Origin of the sequence: Paenibacillus sp. EKM212P (genome assembly GCF_011066115.1) — a bacterium.
GTDB classification, from domain to species: domain Bacteria; phylum Bacillota; class Bacilli; order Paenibacillales; family Paenibacillaceae; genus Paenibacillus; species Paenibacillus polymyxa_B.
The window spans coordinates 151,727-173,304 of record NZ_JAAMNR010000008.1 but is presented as its reverse complement, the minus strand read 5'-3'; the positions used below and the strand labels follow the sequence as shown (position 1 = coordinate 173,304).

Below are 21,578 nucleotides of genomic sequence, written 5' to 3'. Positions count from 1 at the left end.
GGAATATATATGAAACACGTATTTCGTAAAGGAAATCATCCGCAAGCCCCGGTTATTTTGCTGCTACATGGTACCGGCGGGAACGAACAGGATCTGATTCCATTGGCTGAGATGGTAGCACCGGGAGCTTCTGTGTTAGGCGTGAGAGGAAATGTGCTGGAAAATGGGATGCCGCGTTTCTTTCGCCGTTTGGCAGAAGGAGTGTTCGACATTGAGGATCTTGTATTCCGTACCAAGGAGCTGAGCGAATTCGTGGATTCAGCTGCGGAGCAATACGATTTTGACCGTAACAACGTTGTGGCTCTTGGCTATTCCAATGGAGCAAACATAGCCGCCAGCATGCTCTTTCACGATGCAAAAGCGCTGCGTGGAGCTATTTTACATCATGCGATGGTGCCGCTGCGTGGGCTGAATTTGCCTGATTTAAACGGTATCCCTGTATTTCTGTCTTCCGGTGAAAATGACCCGATCGTTCCGGTCACGGAATCCCGTGAGCTGCAAGCTTTACTGGAAGGTGCTGGTGCGCAGGTGAATGCGTATTGGGAACGCAATGGTCATCAATTGACCCGTACTGAGGCCGAAGCCGCAGGACGTTGGTTTGGGGAGCATTTTAACCCGATTGGAGAGCAGGTATAAGCACTAAATATAAAAATGTGGGGAATAGGGCGAGTGACCTGGCTAAGGTTTCTCTACAGAGAGCCGATTGCTTTCAAGCAGTCGGCTTTTTCACTCGCACATAGAAGGTCGGATCTATTGACCCGGATACTTTTGCCCGCCATGCCTCCTATTGGGCTTACACTTACCCCAGTAACATTCCTCCCGCTGCGCCCGCAAGAACAACCACCCAAGGCGGAAGCTTCCAAAAGACCAGCATCATAAACAAAATGATCGCCAGGGTAAAATCCATCGGTTTCAAGATGGCGGTAGTCCAAAGTGGATCATACAGCGCAGCCATCAAAATACCAACCACGGCTGCATTAATCCCTACTAAAGCTCCTTGGATTTTCGGGTTGTTTCTTAATCCATTCCAAAACGGGAGTGCACCGACAACAAGAAGAAATGCCGGTAAGAAAATGGCGAGAGTGGCAACCACTGCTCCTGGTACTCCCCCGGCGATAGCTCCAAGGTAACCTGCAAAGGTGAATAACGGCCCTGGAACGGCTTGCGTAGCTCCGTAACCAGCCAAGAAATTCTCTCGGCTAACCCATCCAGTTGGAACAACTTCCCTCTCCAAAAGCGGCAATACCACGTGTCCCCCACCAAATACCAAAGAGCCTGAACGAAAAAAGCTATCGAACAGCGTTAACCATCCCACTTCCTCTGAGGATCTAAGAAGCGGAAGTGCCACAAGCATTGCAACAAATACAATCAAGGAGCAGACCGCAAAAGTTCGGCTAATCGCAATTTGAAGATTGGACGTAATCTCCGCCTCTTGCTTTCGAAAAAGCCATAACCCGATAACACCAGCAGCAACAATGATTAGAATTTGACTGTAAGCTGTATGCCAGGACAACGTAATCACGGCGGAAATCACGGCAATTGTCGCCCTATCCCGATCAGGCGTCAGCTTCTGTCCCATCCCCAGAATAGCATGGGCCACAATCGCTACTGCTACGATCTTCAGTCCATGAATCCACCCCGCACTCGCTATATCGTATCCTTGAAGCAGGAAAGCAAACGCAACCAACAGAAGGAGCGACGGCAGTGTAAAACCAATCCAGGCTAACAATCCGCCAAGTAATCCTGCTCTTACAACTCCAATTCCAATGCCAACCTGACTGCTGGCCGGACCGGGGAGGAACTGGCAGAGCGCTACAAGATCGGCGTAACTTTGTTCATCCATCCACTTTCGACGGCGTATGTACTCATTATGAAAGTACCCTAGATGTGCAACCGGCCCTCCAAAGGAGGTTAGACCTAACTTTGTAGACACCCCCAGCACTTCAAGAAGAGTCGCTAATCGTCCCTTTGGAATATCTTCTAGCGGGTCTAGCTTACTCGTTTCCATATAACAGGTTGCTCCCTTTTCTTTTTTCCAACTTCAATATAACTGAATAATGTAATCTAAGTTACTCTAATTTATTAATTGCTACAAGAATGCATAAAATCATTCGATAGCGATCAAGCTACGGTTTAGCGCTCAGTGAGCGATTCCATAACCCAGGAGGAGATAAACGAATGGCAAAACCAGATAATCGAGCCGACAATGTTGAACATTTGCAACAAAGTATTCAGAACACACAGCAGAACCTGCATGAAGCTGAAGGATATCTAAACGAATTTTCCTCTGAAATCAGCAACGAGGAGCGTAAGCAGATCGAAGAAAAAAATAATCGTCGTAAAGAAAGTATTAGATCATTTCGGGAAGAAGTGAAGGACGAAGCAGCACATTCGCAAGAATAATTTAAAAAGCGCGACCCAATTCCGAGTTTTAATTGGAATTGGGTCGTTTTTTTATGCAAAAATCATCATAGCCTCATACAATTCATTTTCCCCCTATAATGCAAGGGGGACGCTAATCTGCATTGAAAATAAATATTTTATAAATAATGTTGTTGTAAACTAATTTGTATTGATGTTAAATAATAAAAGAAAGCGCAATCATTTATGAATTAGGATTTCATCATGCGAAGGGGGAAGGATATGCTGCTGCGAAGAAAAAGCATGGCTTTGATGCTTATGGCGGTGGTTTTGATGGCTGGACTGCTGCAAGGCTGTTCTTTCAAGACCGATGAAAAGGATGGGCCGGGAACAGAACTTGTATTATGGACGTTCAATGAACTGCATGAGAAGTTTTTTCTGCAAATGGCTGACCAATGGAACCAACAGCACCCTGATGAACTGATTAATTTGAAAGCGAATACATTCCCCTATGACAACCACCACAGCAAGCTGTCGATTGCGCTGCAATCGGGGGTGGGAGCGCCGGATATCGCGGATATCGAGGTGAACAAGATCGGTAATTTCCTCAAAGGGATACCGCAGCTGGTCCCGCTCAATCCGGTGATTGACCCCGAGATCAATAACATTGTGCCTTCCAGAGTACAGATTTACGGCAAAGACGGTAAGTATTACGGCATTGACTTCCACGTTGGGGCCGAAGTGATGTATTACAATAAAGAGATTATGGATCAGGCGGGGGTAAACCCGGATTCCATCGTCACCTGGGCAGACTATGCTGCTGCAGGCAAGCAAGTGCTGGCGAAAACAGGCAAGCCGATGGCGACCTTAGAAACGAATGACCTGTGGAGCTATTGGCCGATGATCTCCCAGCAAAATTCAGATTTTCTGGATGACAAGGGCGAGTTGACGTTGGATAACGAAACCAATATTAAAACACTCGAGTTTCTTCAACAGATGATAAAAGACAAAATCGCTGTTCCCGCACCGGGCGGCGGGCATCACATGGAGGAATACTACGGATTTATGAACAAAGGTGGGGCCGCTTCGGTATGGATGCCGATGTGGTATATGGGACGTTTTACGGATTACATGCCTGACCTAAAAGGTAAAATTATCATCAGACCCATGCCAGCGTGGGAAAAAGGCGGTTTTCGCTCAGCGGGTATGGGCGGAACCGGAACAGTAGTCACGAACCAATCAGAGCACCAGGATCTGGCGATGCGCTTTCTAGCCTTTGCCAAGCTATCCAAGCAAGGGAATGTGGAGATCTGGAAGCAGCTTGGTTTTGATCCCATCCGCAGTGAAGTGTGGACCATGCCGGAAGCCAAAGCCAAGAATAAATTTACGGAGTATTTCGGAACGAATATTTTTGATACGCTCATCGAAGTCAAAGATGAAATCAATGCGGTGCATATCGGACCGAAAACACCTGATATTGCCAGTGCTGTGCGCAATAAAATACTTTATCGGACACTACAGAATGGCGAAGATCCAGCCACGGTGCTACATGAGCTGGCAGATGAACTGAGATAGACCCCAACAGGAAAGGGAGTGAGATTCATGGCAACGCCCGTTCATACGAACGCTAATGTACCGACAGGTCAGCCGCCACAACCTCAGCGTCCGACCAGAAGCCGATGGAGTCGCTTTATTCATTCCAGCCGTACGGCACCGTATGTGTTTGTCCTTCCATTTTTACTGTCCTTTGCGCTATTTTTTGCCTATCCAGTCATCTCGACGGTCATTATGAGCTTTCAGGAAGTCCTACCAGGGATAACAACTTATGTTGGACTGGAAAATTATAAGGACTTAATCAATCCTACGTTTGGAAAGGCGATATTGAATAGCGTACTGTATACGTTGCTTACACTAGTCGTGCTGATCCCTCTGCCGCTGGTATTGGCAGTATTGCTGAATTCGCCTAAAATGCCGGGCAGAGGGTTGTTTCGCTCCGTGATGTTTATACCTGCACTAACCTCGGTGGTGGTAGCAGGAACGATCTTCCGCCTCATGTTCGGTGAATTGGATGGTTCGCTGATGAACTCCCTGTTGGGGGTATTCGGTCTGGAGCCTTACAAATGGCTAATGAATGCGAACACCGGCTTTTTAGCGTTGATTGTGCTGGCCTTGTGGAGATGGTTGGGCGTAAATATGTTGTACTACATGTCGGGACTCCAGAACATTCCTCCTGAGTTGTATGAGGCTGCGCAGATTGATGGAGCCAGTCGTTTCGATTCATTTTGGCGGATTACGATTCCTATGCTGAAACCAGTAACGATCTACGTATTTACGATTAGCATTTATGCGGGTTTGTCCATGTTCACGGAGAGCTACATGTTGTGGAACGGAAATAACTCCCCGAACGATATTGGTTTAACAATTGTTGGCTATCTCTATCGCCAAGGTCTGGAGCAGAACAGTATGGGCTTCGGAGCTGCGGTGGGCATTGTATTGCTCGTATTTACACTAGTGCTGAACCTGATCCAGCTCAAATTTTTCGGCATGTTCCGGAAGGAGGATTAAGCGATGGCTCAGAAACAAAAAGGCTCGTTATCCGCATTGCTCGTTGTCCTATTCATTCTGTTTGCCGGGTTTGCCCTGTTTCCGCTATTTGCTGTGACGCTTGCCTCGTTCAAGCCATCGACGGAGCTATTGCGCTACGGATTGAATCTTAAGCTGGAGTGGGACATCATGTCCCTGAAAAACTATGCGTTCATCTTTCAGGGGACGACGGATTATTTTCAATGGTACTGGAACAGTATTGTCATTACCGTCTTGTTTACGGTGTTATGTCTGATATTGTCCGCGATGGTGGGCTATGGTCTGGAGATGTACCGTTTTAGATTGAAAAATGTGATTTTCACACTGGTGCTGGTCGTGATGATGATCCCGGTAGAAATTATCATGCTGCCGCTCTACAAGCTAATGATCGGCATGAAGCTGATCAATACGGTATGGGGTGTAATTCTACCATTCGTCGTCGCGCCGATCCCGATCTTTTTCTTCCGTCAATATTTGAGTGGTGTTCCCAAGGATTTCATGGATGCTGCGCGGGTTGACGGCTGTTCAGAATATGGCATTTTCGTACGGATTATGATGCCTCTGATGGCGCCTGCATTTGCAGCGATGGCTATTTTGCAGGCGATGAACAGTTGGAATAACTTCCTCTGGCCTATGATTGTATTGCGTACCAACGACATGCTGACACTGCCAATTGGACTGTCCAGTCTGCTGACGCCATATGGCAACAATTATGATGTGCTGATCGCGGGTTCTGTTTTGGCTATTTTACCGATTCTCGTCGTGTTCCTGTTCTTCCAGCGTTACTTTATTGAAGGGATGACGGCAGGCGGAGTAAAAGGATAATCGGAAAGGTATTAAATAGAGCAACGGAGTACAAGAAATGTGCAACGTCAAAAAAGGCTGATCGGGCAGTGTCCCGGTCTGCCTTTTTTTAGATTCGATTGATTTTCATTCTCATTTTCATGACTATCATCTGCACAAGCTATGGGTAAACGTGGTATGATATTTGAAAGATTTCAAATACAGCACTTTGCATAATTTGATTCCTAACGCTCAAAAGTACAATATATAAACGAACTAAACCGTTTCGATTATATATTGCTGGTTTGAAATCGCTCTTGGGATTTATGTAAAATGCTCAATACAGAAATATTCAGGCGGAGCGTGGAGAACCTATGGAACCAACAGAAACCCAGAAAACTGACCCGGCCATGGCGTCAGCCGTTGGCATGGAGGATATTGTACGAGCGCATCATATGCTGCGTGAGGTGATTGTACGTACACCTTTACAGAGGGATGCCGTCCTATCGGCCAAATATAACTGTAATGTGTATCTGAAAAGAGAGGATCTCCAAGTCGTGCGGTCCTTTAAAATCCGTGGAGCTTACAACATGATCCGCAGCTTGACCCCTGAGCAAATGGAAAAAGGCATCGTGTGTGCGAGTGCGGGGAATCATGCGCAAGGTGTGGCTTTTTCATGTAACGCACTTGGTATCCACGGTAAAATATTTATGCCGAGTACAACGCCTAATCAGAAGGTGAAGCAGGTTCGTCGCTTTGGCGGTAACAGTGTAGAGGTCATTCTGACCGGAGACACGTTTGACGATGCTTATGATGAGGCCATGAAGGTGTGCAGCGAGCAGGCAATGACCTTCATCCATCCGTTCGATCAGCCGAAAATTATTGCGGGCAATGGTACGATTGCGATGGAAGTGATGGAGAGCCTAGATACACCTATGGACTATGTGTTCGTAACGATTGGCGGCGGCGGTTTGGCGGCAGGCGTAGGTACGTATGTTAAAACCGTGAGTCCGTCCACCAAGGTAATTGGCGTGGAGCCCCTCGGCGCGGCGTCGATGACGGAAGCCATGCGTTTGCGCAAGGTCGTTACACTGGATCAAATAGACAAGTTTGTTGACGGAGCTGCGGTGAAGCGTGTGGGTCAGCTGACATACGATATTTGTAAACACACCTTGGACGATATTGTGAAGGTACCGGAAGGCAAAGCATGTACCGCGATTCTGGAACTGTATAATGAAAATGCGATTGTTGTGGAGCCTGCGGGTTCACTGCCTGTGGCAGCACTTGATCTGTATCGCGAGCAAATTCAAGGCAAAACGGTTGTCTGTATCGTCAGCGGTGGTAACAACGATATAGATCGTATGCAGGAGATTAAGGAACGGTCCCTAATTTACGAAGGACTGAAGCATTATTTTATGGTGAATTTCCCGCAAAGAGCCGGGGCACTGCGTGAGTTTCTACAGGATGTGCTTGGACCGGACGACGATATTACTAGGTTTGAATATACGAAAAAGAATGATAAGGAAAATGGACCAGCTCTGGTCGGCATTGAGCTGTTTCACAAGGAAGACTATCTTCCTTTAATTGAACGAATGAACCGCAAGGGGCTTAAATATACGGAACTGAACAAAAACGAAAATCTATTTAATATGCTAATTTGAAGAGGAGCCTACAGGCTCCTTTTTTGTATCAACATTTTGCAAAATCCTCATATGTATAGCGGTATGCGTAGTTTATGAATTTCTTTTTATTTGAAATAAAGCGTTTACAAAAGTGAATGTGATAGGTTAATATATGGGTAACTTCATAAGTATAAACACTAATGTAATAGGTGTGACACCTGAATTTCATTATAAGATACTCATTCGGAGGTGCGAAAGAATGTTGGAAGCATGGAAAAAATCAGTACAGAGTAAATTGACCCGAACGGCGTTTGCTGCCGTAACCTCGGCTGCTTTAATGCTATCAGTGATGCCATCTGCATCCGCAGAGCATTGGGCGTTAACTGGCGATGTGGCAGTGCATGATCCGTCCATTACGAAGGAAGGCAATGCATGGTATATTTTCTCCACAGGGCAGGGGATACAGGTTCAAAGATCGGACGACGGACGCAATTTTTACAGATTGCCGCAAATATTCCTGTCACCGCCATCATGGTGGAAAACGTATGTACCTAAGCAAAAGACTAACGATGTATGGGCACCGGATGCTCAAAAGTACAATGGACGGGTATGGCTGTACTATTCCATTTCTACTTTTGGTGCCCGGACCTCGGCTATCGGACTAGCTTCCGCAACGAGCATTGGCGCGGGGAGCTGGAGAGATGATGGACTAGTGCTGCGTACGACGGATGCTAACGATTATAATGCCATTGATCCCAATCTCGTCATTGACGCTTCCGGTAACCCATGGCTTTCCTTTGGTTCATGGAATTCAGGCTTAAAAGTGACTCGATTGGACAAGAATACGATGAAGCCTACGGGCCAGATCTATTCTATCGCCAAGCGTACGGCTGGTGGTTTGGAAGCGCCACATGTTACATACCGCGACGGCTATTATTATCTGTTTGCTTCCATTGATAACTGCTGCAAAGGCGTAGACAGTAATTATAAGATTATTTACGGTCGCTCTACTAGTATTACCGGACCGTATGTGGACAAGAGCGGCAAAAGCCTGATGGATGGCGGTGGAACGATACTGGATGCAGGGAATGACCGTTGGAAGGGACCGGGTGGACAATCTGTCTATAACAACAGTGTGATTGCACGTCATGCCTATGATGCCACTGATGGTGGAAATCCAAAGCTTCTGATTAGTGATTTGAAATGGGATTCGGCAGGCTGGCCTACGTACTAAAGAGAGGACCGTTTGAAGTCATTTGTGCAGTAAAATCATATAGATATATTCAAAAACTGTTCCTCCTAAGGGGAACAGTTTTTGGCTTGCAATGTCATAGAAACATGATATTATGTATCAAGTTGATAATAATTATCATTATCGTTATGAGAGACGTGATGATTTTAGGTACGGAGGGAGTGACCTCACCAAATGCAGTCTAAAGACAGCATGGACAAACATACAGATCTGACAGAGAGGGAAGTTCCTAAAGTAGTCATAACAGCACCTCCAGTGCTTCGAGCGGGTAGGATTCGGCAGGCGTTGTTGTTCACAGCTTCGGCTGTATTGTTGGCTTTGGCCATATTCGCCGCCATTTCTTTTGGAGCCAAGGACTTGACCGTAAGCACCGTGTGGTCGGCAGTATTTCACTATGATCGTTCGCTAATGACACATCAGATCATTCACGAGCTGAGATTACCGCGTGTACTGGGTGCAGCTGTTATTGGAGCTGCGCTGGCGGTGGCAGGCTCTCTGATTCAGGGTATTACACGCAACCCGCTGGGAGATACAGGTGTGCTGGGCATTAACGCAGGAGCGATGTTTGTAGTTGCTGTGAGTTTTGCCTTTTTCCCCAATCTACCTTATGGAACGTTAATTGTATTGTCGTTCCTGGGGGCGCTGATGAGTACCTTACTAGTATTTGGTCTGGGAGCATCTGCACCGGGAGGATTGACACCTATGAGATTGACGGTGTCTGGAGCTGTGACGGCTGCCTTGTTAGGTTCCATGACTTCGGGGATTGCGATTTATTTTGATCTAAGTCAGGATTTAGCCTTCTGGTATGCGGGTGGTGTTGCCGGAATCAAATGGTCGCAGCTTGAGATTCTTGCACCAATTTTACTTATGGTGATCGCTTGGTCTATGGGGCTGGCCCGCTCCATTTCGCTGATATCGATGGGCGATGAGGTGGCGTTAAACCTTGGGTTGAATCTCAGGCGTATCCGGCTTTTGGGTCTGCTGACTGTAGTAGTACTGGCTGGACTCTCTGTATCGGCTGCCGGAGCCATCGGCTTTGTAGGTTTGGTTATCCCACATATCGCTCGCAAGCTAATCGGTGTGGATTATCGCCAGATCGTGCCGCTGTCTGCGTTATTGGGAGCCGTGCTACTGGTGCTGGCAGATTTGGGAGCGAGAATGGCAAATCCACCAGAGGAGCTAGCTATCGGAATTATGGTGTCTTTTATCGGAGTACCCTTTTTCCTCTTTCTCGCCCGTAAGGAAAGGAGGGATTTATAGTGAGACGCTCTTCAGGGACCGGGGATACAAGGACGACAAAGGCTTGGCTCGTTTGTTTGGTATTGGCGGGGATCAGCTTTGCCGTCCTTGTTTTGGGTCTGAATACCGGAACGATTCGTATTCCACCGCTACGCGTGCTGGATACGTTGTTTGGCGGTGGCAGTGGACGTGATCATATCGTTCTGTTCGAGTATCGTCTGCCTCGTATTGCTGTAACGATGCTGGCTGGAGCGGGACTAGGTGCAGCCGGGGCGGTCATGCAAGGCTTGTCACGGAACGCACTCGCTGATCCCGGAGTTCTGGGACTTCACGCAGGGGCAGCGTTGGGGCTGGTAATGTTCGTTAGCTTTTTTCGCGATCTGGACGGATCAGCCGCCGTTCTGATCCCCTTGTTTACCTTTGCAGGAGGTGTCATTGCGGCCGTGCTGATTGTTTTGTTGTCCTATAGCCGCACCAGAGGAATCGTGCCCGTGCGTCTGATTTTGTCCGGCATCGGTGTAGCCTCGGGTCTTAGCGCCATAACGCTGTATTGGTCGTTGCGGTTGGATGAGGATACGTACGCATTTACTGCACGTTGGTTGGCTGGCAGCGTTTGGGGCCGGGACTGGATACATGCAGCGGCTTTGCTGCCTTGGATAGTCATTGTTTTACCCTACGTTCTGTCGCAGACGCGTAGTCTGAACAACCTGTCGTTGGGCGACGAGACCGCAGCTGGAATCGGCACAAGTGTGAAGCGCCAGCGCCTATTACTGCTGGGCGCAGCCGTGGCTCTATCCAGTGCCAGCGTATCCATGGCCGGAGGCATCGGTTTTATTGGGCTGATTGCACCTCATCTGGCTCGCCGTCTGGTTGGGCCGATGTACCAGCATTTGCTGCCAGTAGCTTGTTTGGTCGGGGTCGTCATTCTGGTCACCGCAGACACGATTGGGCGTTCGGTGTTTCAGCCGAATGCGATTCCCGCAGGTGTGGTGGTTGCTGTGGTAGGAGCTCCGTATTTTTTATTCCTGCTGTCCCGAACAAAATGACAGAAGGAATAGGTACATATGAAATCATATGGTGCAAATGATACAACCTGCTGAAATTAATAACTAAGTAGAAGCCTTCTATATTGATCATTATAATGTAGAGTTTCTGTGGCATAGGAGAGAGTAATCATGAGAAAGCACAAATTTGAGGGTTCAGGTTTTAAACGTTCATGGGTAGTCACAACTCTTGTTGTATGCATGATCATGCTGTCCGCTTGCGGACAAGCAGCCGACAAGCAGGCTACCGATACGAAAGCGGCTGGCAGTGCGCAGACAACCATTAGTGCGGATTCGCGTATTGCTTCGATGTCTATTCATTTGACGAACAACCTGCTGGCATTGGGCATTACTCCGGCTGGTTCGGTCATTGGCGGAGATGTGAAGGATTTTCTGCCCCATGTAAAAGATCGTCTTCAAAATACCCGTAAGCTAGGTGTTGTCACAGACCCGGATATGGAAGCGGTACTGGAGCTTCAACCTGATCATATTTTCTTGGACAAAAAATATTCGGGAACCGATGTGGCCAAATTTGAAAAAATTGCGCCGACCGAAGTTTTTGATCTGGATGAAGGCACATGGAAGGAACAATTAAAAAAAATAGCCGTTATGGTCAAACATGAAGCACAGGCAGACACATTTCTAAAAGATTATGATACACAGAAGGAACGAGTCAAAAAGCTGATTCATTCAAAAATTGGGGACGGAACGGTTATGGCTGTACGTGTGACGGCGAAAGAGGTTCGTGTTATGGGGATGAAGCGTCCCGTAGGACCGCTGTTGTATCAGGACTTGGGCTTGAAGCCAGCCAAAGGTGTAGAAAAGATCAATAAGGCTTATCAGGTTGTTTCCCAAGAGGTTTTACCGGATTATGATGCTGATGCGATCCTTGTTATCATCAGTAAAGGCGCGGATGCCCAAAAGGTATACAAGCAGCTGGAAGGAAATACAGTATGGCAAGGTCTCAAGGCGGTGAAGCAAGGGCATGTCTACATGTTGGACGGACAACCTTGGCTGGACTACTCCGCGATGGGACATAAAATTGCTCTGGATAATGCAGAACAACTATTTTCCAAATAAGTTCTAAAGTATACCAAGCCGTATTCCCCCATGCAGCTTCTTGCAGGCCAGGAATACGGCTTTTTGGCGCACACCCCAGCTGTAAGTCGGTTGCCTGATCGAAATGAAAAGGAGCTGCTTCGATCCAAAATGAGGCAGCTCCATATAATGAGAAATTGCGGGCTATGAACGTTTTTTACGCAGAAAAATTGGTTTGAGTCCAATAAATCCAATGGCGGCGAGAATTAAATTCGCCCAAGGTGAGATTCTGAATACTGGCAGTACACTGCGCAGCGCCAGTCCGGCGACAAGAATCACGACAACTAACACAACATACATCAAGATGGATTTAAGATTCATCTGGGGCTTTACAGGGGCATGGTCTGGCTGTTGTGTCTCCTCGCCTTCTTCAGGACGGTCCATAAAATTCATCAGAGCTTCAACGAGTAGAATGGCTCCTGCGGCGATGATGATAAGGGTGGATAGGCTGATTTTTTCAAAGGGTTTGATATCCCCACCTGTAAAGGTGACAAACCATCCGATAATTGCCTGTGTCAAGAAAAACATAGACAAGGCAATCCATGCAATAAGCGTATAATTTTTTGCTTTATTCATTTCTTCCTCCTGCTTTATGAGCGTATCCCGGGCTGATGAAACCGCCATTACGTAACAAAGACAGTATACGTGAGGAAGCGTCGGATGGCAAAAGACTTTATCTATAAAATGTATATTACCGCTGCATTCTCCTCAAACTGGATACAGGGTGAGCACATAGAGCAACCTGAATATAAACGTTAAGAGGGTGTGGCATCATGAAACTGGAGAACCAGGCAGATTATTCAGTCCAAAAACGACTGGCAAACGCTTCGAACGGGAATAGCGGGGTGGCCTCGTCTACAAATGTGAGTCACCGGAGCATTCAAGGATCATCTCCAACGTACCGTATACTGGACGATATCGAAGTGGCTGAGGATACAGAATTTGCGGGTGAACTAGGTGCACAGAACTACCGCAGCCTGTGGCATGAGGATGAACATAACGGCGCCTCTTGTAAGCTGGAGTGGGAGGGACGAACGGAGACCCACCAAATGTTTAGGAACAGCTACGAATAACGAATGTCTACTTTAATGTAGTGGATTCACTCTAATAAGTGTAGTATAGCGTTCTCCGGAATCGCATCGGGGAGCGCTATTTGTTTACTTTTTTTACGATGTGAACTGACAGGTTGACAAGGAAGCAGGGCGATGATAGACTGACTTTACTATAAAATCTTATTAAACTTATCGGAATTAAAGTGAATAAATATCCAGGATAGATATTCCACGTTACGATATGAGTTTGAATTCATAAATGTGTAGTGAAGCTTGAAACAGGGGGAATCAGGATGGAACGGCAAATTGGAATTCGCTTTGAACATGAAGAACTGGCCGCAACAATTCATTATCCAAACCGTACAAATGAGGGAGATCGTCAGAGAAGGGTTCCTCTCGTTGTTATATGTCACGGTTTTGTAGGCAATCGTATCGGAGTAGATCGATTATTCGTCAAGACTGCGCGTGAACTGGCCGAAGGGGGATACTTTGTCCTGCGCTTTGATTTTGCCGGTTGTGGAGAAAGCACGGGGGAATATGGCAAGCAGGGGTTAGAATCAATGATTAATCAGACACGTACCGTGTTGGATTACGCCGTCAATTGCGCGGACATTGACCCGACCAAGGTGACACTGATCGGTCACAGTCTGGGGGGGGCGGTAGCCCTTCTCACAGCCGTACGGGACAAGAGAGTACAAAATCTGGTTCTTTGGTCCGCAGTGGGCTACCCGTTCAACGACATCGTCAAAATTACGGAGCGAAGCGTGTACGATGAGTCTGTTAAAACCGGTCATGCCGACTATTTGGGCTATAAGTTTACGCCTGCTTATTTTGAGTCGTTAGCTCAATTTCAGCCGTTCCAGGAGGCCGTTAAATTTAACGGAGATGTGCTCGTTGTTCATGGCACCTCGGATGATATTATTCCTGTGGATTATGCATTTCTGTTTCAAAAGATATTCTGGATGCGTCCAGAGGGACGCTGTGATAAAGAGATTATTTTCCAGGGAGATCACACTTTCTCGTCAGGTAAAGAGCGGCAACGGCTGATTGATCGAACACTTGAATGGCTGGATGAACAGGAAAATATTCAACGGGATTGGCAGCACTGGATGATCTGATTTCAGTGTGTAACGGATTGTATTGGAAATTGCGCCTCCGCCGGAGTAAAATGGAAGAGTAACACTATACTGGCGTGTGGAGGTTGGCAGCGATGACATTACCCTCAATTTTTGTTGCGCATGGTTCACCGACACTGGCTGTAGAAAATAACGCATATACCAGCTTTCTTGCAAAGCTGGGCGCGAGCCTGCCCCGACCCAAAGGAATTGTCATTTTTTCCGCGCATTGGGATAGCCCCGATCAATGTATTGGCGCGGATGATCAGCATGCAGCGTTGCACGATTTCTATGGCTTTCCCGAAGAAATGTACTCAATTGATTACCCTGCACCAGGCGATCCAAAGCTGTATGAGGAGATAGAGCATCTGTTCAGTCAGCATAACCTGTTCCACCAGCCGGTTCGGAACCGAGGACTGGATCATGGAGCATGGGTGGTTTTGCGGCATATATATCCTGATGCAGACATACCGGTCGTACCCTTATCCATTGATTCTCGGCGCGCTCCTCAGGAGCAATACGAGATTGGGCGGATGCTGGCGCCGTTGCGAAAACAAGGAATTTTGATTATCGGTAGCGGTGGATTGGTACACAACTTGCGGACACTCAAGCAGACGAGTGAGCCAGCCGATTGGGCCGTTCAATATGATGACTGGATTGCACAGCAGCTTCAAGACTGGAATTTGCGTCACCTATTCCAATATGACAAGAAGGCTCCATATGCCAAACAGGCGGTACCTTCTTATGGAATAGAGCATTTTTCACCTTTGTTTTATGCGATGGGGGCTGCGGATCATGAGCGCTCCGCGCGTAAGCTTTTTCAATCGTATGTCCTTGGCTCGTTAAGTCTCAATTGTTGGGCTTTTGGTCAAGAAAGTGATACGTAAATGTAAAAAAAGAACTTCCGAATCCACATGGTGTGTGGGAATGGAAGTTCTTTTGTGTATTTTGCGTTTTATTAATTAGAAGGCACGTGTATCGTGAGCATAACAGCACAAAAAATAACCATTATCCCGGAGGATAACGGTTATTTTGGGAATGTTTAAGCTATTTTTCGACTAGGGTCCGCTGGAAAGGTATCTTTATTTTTACGAAACAGTCCACGCAGGAAGGGCAGTACCCAACGGTCAAAGCCAATTCTTCCGGCATTTGCACCAGCAACTACAAGGAAGATTTCAAACAGCAGGTAGATTGCATTGGTGCTTACTGTACCCGAGAACAGGAACGAGAAGTTCATAACCATAGCCATCAAAGCAGCCAGTGTAGTCAATGTACCGAGAAGCAGGCCAACCCCGACCAAGAACTCACCCAATGGGATCAGGACGTTGAACAAACCTACATTCGGCAGGGCAAAGGCTTCCAGGAACGATCCCCACCAGCCTTGTACAGCGGGATGGTCTCCACCTGTTTTAGCAATGGCCCCCGAGATAAATCCTCCTGCATCGAATCCACCTGTCAGTTTTTCAAGTCCGTGGGTCATCCATTCATAACCTAGATAAACCCGTACTACAGTCAGCAACCACATTGCGACTTTGTTTTCACGTAACCAGCTGTTAAACATTCAAACCACTCCTCTTTCTTAATCTATAATGTTGGTTGTATTTCATTTTGTTGGGGATGATCATCTTTGCTACACCTTTATTGTAGTAGGTTCAGTTACAGTTATTTGTGATAAAAATCACAAAGTATGAATATTTTTTAAATTTTAATGTCTTTAGATAAGTATTCTATAGAGTGGTTACGCTTCAATCAAGACAAAAACAGGAAATAAAGCTTATAATGAGAAAAATAACTAAGTGGAGGGATGAACTTGTCCGGGCCCATTTCCCAACGAAATCATTGGTTGCGTGTGATGGCCTCAGCTCTGTTATGCATGACGCTGATGTCTTGTACTGCTATGTCGAATACGGGTGAATCTGATTCCGTTCCCCAACCGACCAAGCAAGTAACAGAGAAGGAGGCACTTGAACCGCCGAAGGAGCAGTCTATTCCGGCATTTACAGCTCCGCTTACCGGTCTTCCGGTGGAGCAGCCTGTTTTGGAGCGGCCGCTCGCTGTCATGATTAACAATGCTCCGGCTGCACGTCCACAGGCAGGACTTAGCCAGGCAGACATGGTATATGAAGTTCTTGCAGAAGGCGGGATTACCCGTCTGGTCGCTTTTTTCCAAAGTCATGGTGGAGATGTAAAGATCGGACCGGTCCGTAGCATTCGACCGTATTTGATTGAGCTGGGCGAAACCTATGGTGCGTTGCCTATACACGCAGGGGGAAGCACAGATGCCTATGCGATTTTACAGCAGCAGCGGAAGGAACATCTGGATGAGATTTCAAATGGAGGGGCTTACTTCTGGCGAAGCAAAGATCGTCGTCCTCCACATAATTTATACACAGACGTGAACAGACTGCGCAAAGGAAGCGATAGTAAAGGGTATGCCAAGCATACGGACGTTCCAGTATATTCTTACCTTAAATCCGGTGAAACCCCAGTTATGGTGGACGAGACAGCAGCATCTTTGCAAATTCGTTTTTTGCTTAAAAGCTATCGGGTATCTTATACCTATAATCCAGCGAATCAACAATATAAGCGTTTTGTGAACGAAAAGTCACATATGGATCAAAATAATAACCAACAGCTCTCAGCAGCCAATGTTATTGTAATGAGCGCTAGACATCGAACGTTAGATGATGTAGGCAGATTAAGTGTTGAGCTGGACGGCAGTGGAGAGGCCATGGTGTTTCAACAAGGACAGTTAATACAGGCTGAGTGGCAGCATACACCAGGCGATGCGATTCGTTTTATGAAAAATGGGGTTGAAATCCCGTTAACGCCAGGTACATCCTATATACATGTGGTACCTGCAGATACTTCACTAAAGGAACATGTAACCATAGAAGCAAATTAGAAAACAAAATACACCTTTTTAGGAAAAAATTGTCGGATAATGACCTTCGCTGTCGGGCACTGTATACGTATGTCATGAAATTTGCTTTTACAAACATTACAAAAACATTGATGAGTGTGATAAGATAGCAAAGGTTGTCTATTGCAGTCGAAACAGGTTGCGGATATTTTCGTAAAGGGGTAATCGTTATGAGATTGAAGAAAAAGGATATATTCTTCGAGACGTTGGAAAATATGGCAGATACGATCGTGCAAGCAGCCGATTATTTTGCCCAACATACTTCAAATCTTCAGGATGTGACTTTGTTTACAAATGAAATGAAGAAGTATGAAAATAAGTGTGATGATTACACACACACGATTATTACTGAGCTGAACAAGACCTTCATTACGCCATTGGAACGCGACGACATCATGGAACTGACAACAACCATGGATGATGTGTTGGACGGTCTTGAAGCGACGGCTTCTCGTTTTTATATGTACAACATTACGGAGCCGGACGAGTATATTGTGCAGTTCGCTGATATTCTGCGTCAATCAGCTTACGAAATTCAGAAAGCTGTACATTTGCTTTCACAGAAAAAATTGCTGGCCATTCGTGAATACACTATTCGCCTGAATGATTTGGAAAATCAGGGGGATGAATTATTGCGTATTTGCATCAAAAACCTGTTTGCAACTGTAACCGACCCTATTGAACTGATTAAACGCAAAGAATTGTACGAACGCCTTGAAACGACAACGGATTCATGCGAGGATGTTGCAAATATGCTGGAATCCATCATTATGCGTAACTCGTAAGGGAGTCCTTTTACATGGATACAAGTTTACTGGTATTGGGTATTGTTATTTTTCTTGCTCTGGCATTTGATTTTATTAATGGTTTTCATGATACGGCGAACGCGATTGCAACTTCGGTATCGACCCGTGCATTGACCCCGCGACGTGCGATTATTATGGCTGCGGTCATGAACTTTCTCGGGGCAATATTGTTTACAGGCGTTGCGAAGACCATTGGTGGAAGTGTCGCTGATCCAACCAAGCTTACGAATGGAATTGATATCGTCATTGCGACGCTGATCGCTGCGATTATCTGGAACCTCTTAACCTGGTGGTTCGGTATTCCTTCATCCTCTTCTCATGCACTAATTGGTGCATTGGCTGGAGCGGTGTATGTAGGTGCGGGATCGGATAAATTAAACTGGAGCGGCTTCATCGGGATTGTCGAAGGACTTATTTTCTCCCCGTTGATTGCTTTTGTTGTCGGTTACATCGTGATGATAATTTTAAAATACATCTTCGCTCGTCGTAGTCCGCATACGGTAAACAAAGGGTTTCGTACAATGCAGGTCATTACGGCAGCGCTTCAGTCGTTCACGCATGGTACGAATGATGCTCAAAAGGCGATGGGGATTATTACATTCGCACTCGTTTCGGCGGGGTATCAGGACCATTTGGAAGTACCCATGTGGGTGAAAATTTCAGCCGCAACAGCCATGGCGCTGGGTACATCTATCGGGGGCTGGAAAATCATCAAGACGATGGGAACCAAGATTTTTAAAATCGAGCCAATTAACGGATTCGCAGCCGACATTTCGGGAGCCTCTGTTATTTTCACAGCTACATTGCTTCATTTGCCCGTAAGTACCACTCATGCCATTACTTCGGCTATTTTGGGTGTGGGTTCTGCGAAGCGTTTTTCCGCTGTGCGTTGGTCGCTGGCCGGTCGAATTATTATTACTTGGGTTATAACGATACCGATTGCTGCGCTGTTATCTGGATTGATTTTCAAAATTCTTTTCTAGTTCATTATTATTTCTTGAAAAATAGGTACACACTATAGAATACACAATAAGCTTCCGTCCGTTTTTTGCGGCAGGGGCTTATTGGCATTCTGGGGCAAAACGGCTTCTTCAAAGTTTACACCTCCAGATAGTTCCATGAAACATTTTTCAAAAATAGCTGACATCAAAGTAGTCAATTTTTAATAACTCCTGTAAAATAAACAGAAAACTTTGAACCGTTCAACTGACTGGAGGAAATTATGCAAAAATCTAGAAAACTAATAGCACTCATGATTTGTTTGTTTTTTGTGGTTGCCCTAGCCGGTAATTTCGGTGTAGTGGCACATGCAGAAAATAAAACAAAGTATGATATCGGCACGGATACAACGTTCGCGCCTTTTGAGTTTGAAGATGTAGATGGTAAATTTGTCGGAATCGACATGGATCTGCTGGCAGCTATTGCCAAGGATCAGAATTTTGAATATACCATTAAGCCTCTTGGCTTTAACGCGGCAGTGCAGGCCCTTGAAACGAACCAAGTGGATGGTGTCATTGCCGGGATGAGTATTACCGATGAACGTAAGCGGAAATTTGATTTTTCCGAGCCTTATTTTGATTCAGGCGTCGTCATGGCGGTCCGCAAGGATAATGATACGGTTAAACGCTATGAGGACTTGAAAGGACAGCGTGTCGCTGTCAAAACAGGAACGGAAGGTTATACATTCGCAGAATCGATTAAGGCCAAATACGGCTTTACTACAGTACCGTTCGACGATTCTTCTCAAATGTATGATGAAGTTAAAACAGGTAATTCGGTTGCCTGCTTTGATGACTATCCGGTACTGGCATATGGTGTAAACCAGAATAACGGCCTTAAGCTGGTAACAGATAAGGAAAAAGGTGCTTCTTACGGGTTTGCTGTTAACCAAGGCAAGAACCAGGAGTTGCTGGAGAAATTTAATGTAGGGCTTGTTAATCTGCGCAATAGCGGGGAATACGATAAAATTTTGGCTAAATACCTTGGCGAATCGGGCAAAGGTGTGGCGCCTGTAGAGACCAGCCGCTGGGGACTGATTTCCGCTTCGCTGCCTTCGCTGATTAAGGGCATGGGAAATACGTTGCTGTACACACTTGTATCTTTACTCGTAGCCTTTATCCTTGGGTTGGTGTTTGGCTTTATGAAAGTAAGCCATAACAAGGTGTTCCGTGGTATTGCAACTGTATTCGTCGATATATTCCGCGGTATTCCGCTGATCGTGCTTGCTTTCTTTATTTACTTTGGTATTCCACAGGCACTGGATTTCAAAATGCCGCTTTTTGTCGCGGCTGTACTGACGTTATCCCTGAATGCGGGTGCGTATGTAACTGAGATTATCCGTGGTGGTATTCAGTCCATTGATCCGGGACAAATGGAAGCAGCTCGTTCGCTTGGTCTACCCTATCGGACGGCTATGCTTAAAATCATTTTGCCACAAGCTGTGAAAATCATGATCCCGTCGTTTATCAATCAGTTGGTTATTACGTTGAAGGATACGTCCATTTTGTCTGTTATCGGTCTGGTCGAGTTGACCCAATCGGGTAAGATCATTATTGCGCGGACATTCCAATCCTTTGATATTTGGCTGGTAGTAGCGGTGATGTATCTTATCGTCATTACAGTCCTGACCAAAATTTCCAACCGTCTTGAAGGGAGAGTTCGCCGTGGGTAAAATTATCGTTAAAAACCTGAAAAAAAGCTATGGTAGTAATCAAGTATTAAAGGGCATCGATATGCAAGTACGTGAAGGCGAGGTTGTGTGTGTCATTGGCCCCTCTGGTTCGGGGAAAAGTACGTTTTTGCGTTGTATGAACATGCTTGAAGAAATTACCGCAGGTGAGGTCATTGTCGATGACTACAACTTGAGTGACAAAAACGTGGACATTAACAAAGTCCGTGAAAATATAGGTATGGTATTTCAACACTTTAATCTGTTTCCGCATATGACCGTGCTCAAGAACATTATGTTCGCGCCGACTGAACTGGGGAAACAGTCCAAGGCAGAGGCCCGGGAAACGGCTATGAAGCTGCTGGATCGTGTAGGTTTGGCCGATAAGGCAAATGCACTGCCAGGACAGCTTTCCGGCGGTCAGAAGCAGCGTGTGGCGATTGCACGTGCGCTGGCAATGAACCCGGACATTATGCTGTTCGACGAGCCAACCTCGGCGCTTGATCCTGAAATGGTTGGAGAAGTGCTGGGTGTAATGAATGATCTGGCGCGTGAAGGCATGACGATGATGATCGTAACGCATGAGATGGGTTTTGCACGCGAAGTAAGCGACCGTGTCGTGTTTATGGACGGTGGTTACATCGTAGAAGAAGGAACGCCACAAGAGGTATTTGGTAATCCAAAAAACGAGCGGACCATTAGTTTCTTGGAGAAGGTATTGTAAGAGGATTAAAAGTGAGGCAGGGTTTGTGTTTGTAGGCGGGGATCTCGTTGTAAGACGCTCCGCGATCCATTTGATCTTTCGATCGCTGTTGCCCCTGAATTTTTGGATTGTATAGGACCTTATAAGGTGAAAATTCAGAGGCAAAGGCGAACGCTGCCGCTTCTACAGATTCAAATGGACCGCTACGCTACTGCTCGCTGAGTAGTCCCTTTTCGTGCAAAGAGCCTGCCTCACTTTTGAATGAGTGGGTGCAGGGGAAGAGGGCGCGAGTGATTTTTCATTTTTGATGTTTCTTTTCATAAGTGGAGG

The 21,578-nt window shown here is 46.3% G+C and carries 21 protein-coding genes; 18 read left to right on the top strand and 3 right to left on the bottom strand.

What is annotated here, in order from left to right:
• The first annotated feature begins 9 nt into the window (after positions 1-9).
• The gene (locus G9G54_RS21105) at positions 10-636 is read left to right on the top strand and encodes an alpha/beta hydrolase (protein WP_165179489.1); all 627 of its coding nucleotides are present in this window, start codon (positions 10-12) and stop codon (positions 634-636) included.
• A 163-nt stretch (positions 637-799) separates the two neighbouring features.
• Here G9G54_RS21105 and G9G54_RS21100 read toward each other — a convergent pair whose 3' ends face one another.
• Positions 800-2,008: a chromate transporter gene (locus G9G54_RS21100; protein WP_165179488.1), complete on the bottom strand. Its 1,209-nt coding sequence runs from the start codon at positions 2,006-2,008 to the stop codon at positions 800-802.
• A gap of 170 nt (positions 2,009-2,178) precedes the next feature.
• On the opposite strand from G9G54_RS21100, the gene tlp reads away from it, so the two are divergent.
• From tlp to G9G54_RS21055, 9 genes are all read left to right on the top strand, one after another.
• Positions 2,179-2,403 (top strand): small acid-soluble spore protein Tlp, encoded by a 225-nt coding sequence (gene tlp, locus G9G54_RS21095; RefSeq protein ID WP_013308822.1) that lies wholly within the window; start codon positions 2,179-2,181, stop codon positions 2,401-2,403.
• Between the two features lie 240 nt (positions 2,404-2,643).
• Positions 2,644-3,936 (top strand): ABC transporter substrate-binding protein, encoded by a 1,293-nt coding sequence (locus tag G9G54_RS21090; RefSeq protein WP_165179487.1) that lies wholly within the window; start codon positions 2,644-2,646, stop codon positions 3,934-3,936.
• Positions 3,937-3,963: 27 nt separating this feature from the next.
• Positions 3,964-4,926: a carbohydrate ABC transporter permease gene (locus G9G54_RS21085; protein ID WP_023987071.1), complete on the top strand. Its 963-nt coding sequence runs from the start codon at positions 3,964-3,966 to the stop codon at positions 4,924-4,926.
• Positions 4,927-4,929: 3 nt separating this feature from the next.
• Positions 4,930-5,769 carry a carbohydrate ABC transporter permease gene (locus tag G9G54_RS21080; protein ID WP_029517136.1) on the top strand — a complete coding sequence of 280 codons (840 nt, stop codon included), beginning with the start codon at positions 4,930-4,932 and terminating at the stop codon, positions 5,767-5,769.
• Positions 5,770-6,101: 332 nt separating this feature from the next.
• Positions 6,102-7,388, top strand: coding sequence for a threonine ammonia-lyase IlvA (gene ilvA / locus G9G54_RS21075; protein ID WP_061830889.1), 1,287 nt, complete (start codon positions 6,102-6,104; stop codon positions 7,386-7,388).
• 220 nt (positions 7,389-7,608) lie between these two features.
• Entirely contained in the window at positions 7,609-8,583 is a 975-nt protein-coding gene (locus G9G54_RS21070; RefSeq protein ID WP_165179486.1) for a glycoside hydrolase family 43 protein, read from the top strand.
• Positions 8,584-8,775: 192 nt separating this feature from the next.
• On the top strand, positions 8,776-9,861 hold the full coding sequence (locus tag G9G54_RS21065) for a FecCD family ABC transporter permease (RefSeq protein ID WP_165179485.1): 1,086 nt from the start codon (positions 8,776-8,778) through the stop codon (positions 9,859-9,861).
• Positions 9,861-10,886 (top strand): FecCD family ABC transporter permease, encoded by a 1,026-nt coding sequence (locus tag G9G54_RS21060; RefSeq protein ID WP_165179484.1) that lies wholly within the window; start codon positions 9,861-9,863, stop codon positions 10,884-10,886. Before G9G54_RS21065 ends, G9G54_RS21060 begins: the two co-directional genes overlap by 1 nt.
• Before the next feature lie 129 nt (positions 10,887-11,015).
• Positions 11,016-11,963 (top strand): ABC transporter substrate-binding protein, encoded by a 948-nt coding sequence (locus G9G54_RS21055; RefSeq protein ID WP_165179483.1) that lies wholly within the window; start codon positions 11,016-11,018, stop codon positions 11,961-11,963.
• Positions 11,964-12,125: 162 nt separating this feature from the next.
• Here G9G54_RS21055 and G9G54_RS21050 read toward each other — a convergent pair whose 3' ends face one another.
• Positions 12,126-12,557, bottom strand: coding sequence for a hypothetical protein (locus tag G9G54_RS21050; RefSeq protein ID WP_165179482.1), 432 nt, complete (start codon positions 12,555-12,557; stop codon positions 12,126-12,128).
• A 197-nt stretch (positions 12,558-12,754) separates the two neighbouring features.
• Here G9G54_RS21050 and G9G54_RS21045 point away from each other — a divergent pair, with 197 nt between their 5' ends.
• The 3 genes from G9G54_RS21045 (at position 12,755) to G9G54_RS21035 (ending at position 15,035) form a co-directional block, all read left to right on the top strand.
• Positions 12,755-13,054: a hypothetical protein gene (locus G9G54_RS21045; RefSeq protein ID WP_165179481.1), complete on the top strand. Its 300-nt coding sequence runs from the start codon at positions 12,755-12,757 to the stop codon at positions 13,052-13,054.
• Positions 13,055-13,326: 272 nt separating this feature from the next.
• Positions 13,327-14,151: an alpha/beta hydrolase gene (locus tag G9G54_RS21040; protein ID WP_068938549.1), complete on the top strand. Its 825-nt coding sequence runs from the start codon at positions 13,327-13,329 to the stop codon at positions 14,149-14,151.
• 92 nt (positions 14,152-14,243) lie between these two features.
• Positions 14,244-15,035 carry a dioxygenase family protein gene (locus G9G54_RS21035; protein ID WP_061830852.1) on the top strand — a complete coding sequence of 264 codons (792 nt, stop codon included), beginning with the start codon at positions 14,244-14,246 and terminating at the stop codon, positions 15,033-15,035.
• A 155-nt stretch (positions 15,036-15,190) separates the two neighbouring features.
• Here G9G54_RS21035 and G9G54_RS21030 read toward each other — a convergent pair whose 3' ends face one another.
• Positions 15,191-15,709 carry a DoxX family membrane protein gene (locus G9G54_RS21030; RefSeq protein ID WP_023987083.1) on the bottom strand — a complete coding sequence of 173 codons (519 nt, stop codon included), beginning with the start codon at positions 15,707-15,709 and terminating at the stop codon, positions 15,191-15,193.
• 249 nt (positions 15,710-15,958) lie between these two features.
• On the opposite strand from G9G54_RS21030, the gene G9G54_RS21025 reads away from it, so the two are divergent.
• The 5 genes from G9G54_RS21025 (at position 15,959) to G9G54_RS21005 (ending at position 21,269) form a co-directional block, all read left to right on the top strand.
• On the top strand, positions 15,959-17,053 hold the full coding sequence (locus tag G9G54_RS21025) for a DUF3048 domain-containing protein (protein ID WP_165179480.1): 1,095 nt from the start codon (positions 15,959-15,961) through the stop codon (positions 17,051-17,053).
• Positions 17,054-17,241: 188 nt separating this feature from the next.
• On the top strand, positions 17,242-17,856 hold the full coding sequence (locus G9G54_RS21020) for a DUF47 domain-containing protein (protein WP_007428879.1): 615 nt from the start codon (positions 17,242-17,244) through the stop codon (positions 17,854-17,856).
• A 14-nt stretch (positions 17,857-17,870) separates the two neighbouring features.
• A complete protein-coding gene (locus G9G54_RS21015) occupies positions 17,871-18,860 on the top strand; it encodes an inorganic phosphate transporter (RefSeq protein ID WP_039272398.1) in 990 nt (329 codons plus the stop codon).
• Positions 18,861-19,099: 239 nt separating this feature from the next.
• Positions 19,100-20,548 carry an amino acid ABC transporter substrate-binding protein/permease gene (locus tag G9G54_RS21010; RefSeq protein WP_165179479.1) on the top strand — a complete coding sequence of 483 codons (1,449 nt, stop codon included), beginning with the start codon at positions 19,100-19,102 and terminating at the stop codon, positions 20,546-20,548.
• Entirely contained in the window at positions 20,541-21,269 is a 729-nt protein-coding gene (locus G9G54_RS21005; protein ID WP_165179478.1) for an amino acid ABC transporter ATP-binding protein, read from the top strand. The genes G9G54_RS21010 and G9G54_RS21005 overlap by 8 nt, the downstream gene beginning before the upstream one ends.
• The last annotated feature ends 309 nt before the right edge of the window (positions 21,270-21,578 follow it).

Coding starts and splice junctions, on each gene's coding strand:
- G9G54_RS21105 (WP_165179489.1), top strand. CDS start 10: ATGAAACACGTATTTCGTAAAGGAAATCATCCGCAAGCCCCGGTTATT.
- G9G54_RS21100 (WP_165179488.1), bottom strand. CDS start 2,008: ATGGAAACGAGTAAGCTAGACCCGCTAGAAGATATTCCAAAGGGACGA.
- tlp (WP_013308822.1), top strand. CDS start 2,179: ATGGCAAAACCAGATAATCGAGCCGACAATGTTGAACATTTGCAACAA.
- G9G54_RS21090 (WP_165179487.1), top strand. CDS start 2,644: ATGCTGCTGCGAAGAAAAAGCATGGCTTTGATGCTTATGGCGGTGGTT.
- G9G54_RS21085 (WP_023987071.1), top strand. CDS start 3,964: ATGGCAACGCCCGTTCATACGAACGCTAATGTACCGACAGGTCAGCCG.
- G9G54_RS21080 (WP_029517136.1), top strand. CDS start 4,930: ATGGCTCAGAAACAAAAAGGCTCGTTATCCGCATTGCTCGTTGTCCTA.
- ilvA (WP_061830889.1), top strand. CDS start 6,102: ATGGAACCAACAGAAACCCAGAAAACTGACCCGGCCATGGCGTCAGCC.
- G9G54_RS21070 (WP_165179486.1), top strand. CDS start 7,609: ATGTTGGAAGCATGGAAAAAATCAGTACAGAGTAAATTGACCCGAACG.
- G9G54_RS21065 (WP_165179485.1), top strand. CDS start 8,776: ATGCAGTCTAAAGACAGCATGGACAAACATACAGATCTGACAGAGAGG.
- G9G54_RS21055 (WP_165179483.1), top strand. CDS start 11,016: ATGAGAAAGCACAAATTTGAGGGTTCAGGTTTTAAACGTTCATGGGTA.
- G9G54_RS21050 (WP_165179482.1), bottom strand. CDS start 12,557: ATGAATAAAGCAAAAAATTATACGCTTATTGCATGGATTGCCTTGTCT.
- G9G54_RS21045 (WP_165179481.1), top strand. CDS start 12,755: ATGAAACTGGAGAACCAGGCAGATTATTCAGTCCAAAAACGACTGGCA.
- G9G54_RS21040 (WP_068938549.1), top strand. CDS start 13,327: ATGGAACGGCAAATTGGAATTCGCTTTGAACATGAAGAACTGGCCGCA.
- G9G54_RS21035 (WP_061830852.1), top strand. CDS start 14,244: ATGACATTACCCTCAATTTTTGTTGCGCATGGTTCACCGACACTGGCT.
- G9G54_RS21030 (WP_023987083.1), bottom strand. CDS start 15,709: ATGTTTAACAGCTGGTTACGTGAAAACAAAGTCGCAATGTGGTTGCTG.
- G9G54_RS21020 (WP_007428879.1), top strand. CDS start 17,242: ATGAGATTGAAGAAAAAGGATATATTCTTCGAGACGTTGGAAAATATG.
- G9G54_RS21015 (WP_039272398.1), top strand. CDS start 17,871: ATGGATACAAGTTTACTGGTATTGGGTATTGTTATTTTTCTTGCTCTG.
- G9G54_RS21010 (WP_165179479.1), top strand. CDS start 19,100: ATGCAAAAATCTAGAAAACTAATAGCACTCATGATTTGTTTGTTTTTT.